Annotated in this window: 3 protein-coding genes; all 3 read left to right on the top strand. The window is 52.9% G+C overall.

The genetic code is table 11. From position 1 onward, the window contains the following. Positions 1 to 86 precede the first annotated feature (86 nt). From tnpA to tnpC, 3 genes are read left to right on the top strand one after another with little or no spacing between them, the layout of a single operon-like run. Positions 87 to 512, top strand: a complete 426-nt coding sequence (gene tnpA, locus C7B16_RS24025) for an IS66-like element accessory protein TnpA (RefSeq protein ID WP_107180276.1) — start codon at positions 87 to 89, stop codon at positions 510 to 512. Further along, the gene (tnpB, locus tag C7B16_RS24020) at positions 509 to 859 is read left to right on the top strand and encodes an IS66 family insertion sequence element accessory protein TnpB (protein ID WP_107180275.1); all 351 of its coding nucleotides are present in this window, start codon (positions 509 to 511) and stop codon (positions 857 to 859) included. The genes tnpA and tnpB overlap by 4 nt, the downstream gene beginning before the upstream one ends. 30 nt (positions 860 to 889) lie before the next feature. Continuing rightward, complete coding sequence (tnpC, locus tag C7B16_RS24015; RefSeq protein ID WP_107180274.1) at positions 890 to 2,503, top strand: IS66 family transposase; 1,614 nt, start codon at positions 890 to 892, stop codon at positions 2,501 to 2,503. Positions 2,504 to 2,533 lie beyond the last annotated feature (30 nt).

Genomic DNA, 2,533 nt, shown 5'->3' with positions numbered 1-2,533 from the left:
GTAAGCGTAAACTGACCGCCGTATGTAGCCATTAAGCCAGTATTGGTAACGTAGGTGCCCACTTTTTCAACTAGTGGACACCTGTTATGGAACAGAAAACATTATCCGCAGAACCCCGCAGAACATTTTCAAATGAGTTTAAACTTCAAATGGTTAAACTGGCTTCACAACCAGGAGCCTCTGTTGCCCGTATTGCCAGGGAACACGATATCAATGATAACCTCCTGTTCAAATGGCTCAGGCTCTGGCAGAACGAAGGGCGTATATCGCGGCGTCTTCCGGTAACAACCTCTTCTGGCGCTGGCGTTGAATTATTACCTGTTGAGATAACGCCTGATGAGCAGAAAGAGCCTATGGCGGCTCTTACTCCGCTTTTATCCACTCCTTCACAAAGCACAGTCAGTGCCAGTTCCTGTAAAGTTGAGTTCCGCCACGGTAACATGACGCTGGAAAATCCTTCACCAGAGCTGCTCACGGTGTTGATCCGTGAACTGACCGGGAGGGGACGATGATCTCGCTCCCATCAGACACTCGAATCTGGCTGGTTGCCGGCGTTACTGATATGCGTAAATCCTTCAACGGTCTGGGTGAACAGGTACAACATGTGCTGGATGAGACCCCCTTCTCCGGTCACCTGTTTATCTTTCGCGGCCGACGGGGTGACACGATTAAAATCCTGTGGGCTGATGCTGATGGTCTGTGCCTGTTCACCAAACGTCTGGAGGAAGGCCAGTTTATCTGGCCTGCGGTGCGTGACGGTAAGGTATCCATTACCCGCTCGCAGCTGGCAATGCTCCTCGATAAACTGGACTGGCGTCAACCCAAAACATCCCGCCTTAATGCACTGACAATGTTGTAAAAATGTCATGGCCGGATTATAAAAACGGTCATGAGTCGGAAATACCTCATTCGTATCACTGAGCTGGAAAGGCTACTCTCTGAGCAGGCTGAAGCCCTCCGTCAGAAAGATCAGCAACTGAGTCTGGTTGAAGAGACGGAGGCCTTCCTGCGCTCTGCACTGGCACGTGCCGAAGAAAAGATCGAAGAGGAGGAGCGGGAAATAGAACATCTGAGGGCCCAGATAGAAAAACTGCGCCGAATGCTGTTCGGTACCCGTTCTGAAAAACTGCAGCGTGAGGTTGAACAGGCTGAGGCCCAACTGAAACAATGCGAACAGGAAAGCGATCGTTACAGTGGGCGTGAGGATGACCCGCAGGTTCCCCGCCAGTTGCGACAGTCACGTCATCGTCGTCCGTTACCAGCACATCTTCCCCGTGAAATACACCGCCTGGAGCCTGAAGAAAGTTGTTGCCCGGAGTGTGGCAGTGAGCTGGATTATCTGGGTGAAGTCAGTGCTGAGCAGCTGGAACTGGTGAGTAGCGCCCTGAAAGTGATCCGCACTGTTCGGGTAAAAAAAGCCTGTACAAAATGTGACTGTATAGTTGAAGCGCCAGCGCCGTCCCGCCCGATAGAGCACGGCATCGCGGGCTCCGGATTACTTGCCCGCGTGTTAACGGGAAAATACTGCGAACACCTACCACTGTATCGTCAGAGTGAAATCTTTGCCCGACAGGGTGCCGAACTGAGCCGTGCATTACTCTCCAACTGGGTTGACGCGTGCTGCCAGTTAATGACTCCGCTGAATGATGCCCTGTACCGTTACGTGATGAACACCCGCAAGGTTCACACTGACGACACACCAGTAAAAGTGCTGGCACCGGGCAGAAAAAAGGCAAAAACAGGACGCATCTGGACGTATGTCCGGGATGACCGGAATGCGGGCTCATCAGAGCCACCGGCGGTCTGGTTCGCCTACTCACCAGACAGGCAGGGAAAACATCCGGTACAACACCTTCGTCCCTTCCGGGGTATCCTGCAGGCGGATGCATTCAGCGGTTACGATCGGCTGTTCAGTGCCGAACGTGAAGGTGGTGCACTGACAGAAGTTGCGTGCTGGGCCCATGCCCGGCGAAAAATCCACGATGTATACATCAGCAGCAAAAGTACGACGGCAGAAGAAGCTCTGAAGCGCATCAGTGAACTGTACGCCATCGAGGATGAAATACGGGGCTTACCGGAGTCTGAACGTCTTGCAGCCAGGCAGCAGCGAAGCAAAGCGTTACTGACGTCGCTGCATGAATGGATGGTGGAGAAGAATGGCACGTTGTCGAAAAAATCCAGACTGGGCGAAGCGTTCAGCTATGTACTGAATCAGTGGGACGCCCTCTGTTATTACAGTGATGACGGTCTGGCGGAGGCGGACAATAACACAGCGGAAAGAGCGCTTCGTGCCGTCTGTCTCGGGAAAAAGAATTACATGTTCTTCGGCAACGATCATGGAGGCGAGCGCGGAGCTCTGCTGTACGGACTAATCGGGAGCTGTCGGTTGAACGGTATCGATCCAGAAGCGTATCTGCGCCATATCCTGAGCGTACTGCCGGAATGGCCCTCCAACCGTGTTGACGAACTGCTGCCATGGAACGTAGTTTTCACCGATAAATAAGTGTCAATACGGCGCTCTGTTGACGCTTAC

Source organism: Escherichia sp. 20412-1, from assembly GCF_003027595.1.
Taxonomy (GTDB): Bacteria; Pseudomonadota; Gammaproteobacteria; order Enterobacterales; family Enterobacteriaceae; genus Escherichia; species Escherichia marmotae.
The sequence above is the reverse complement of the archived record's forward strand: the minus strand, read 5'-3'. Positions and strand labels throughout refer to the sequence as shown.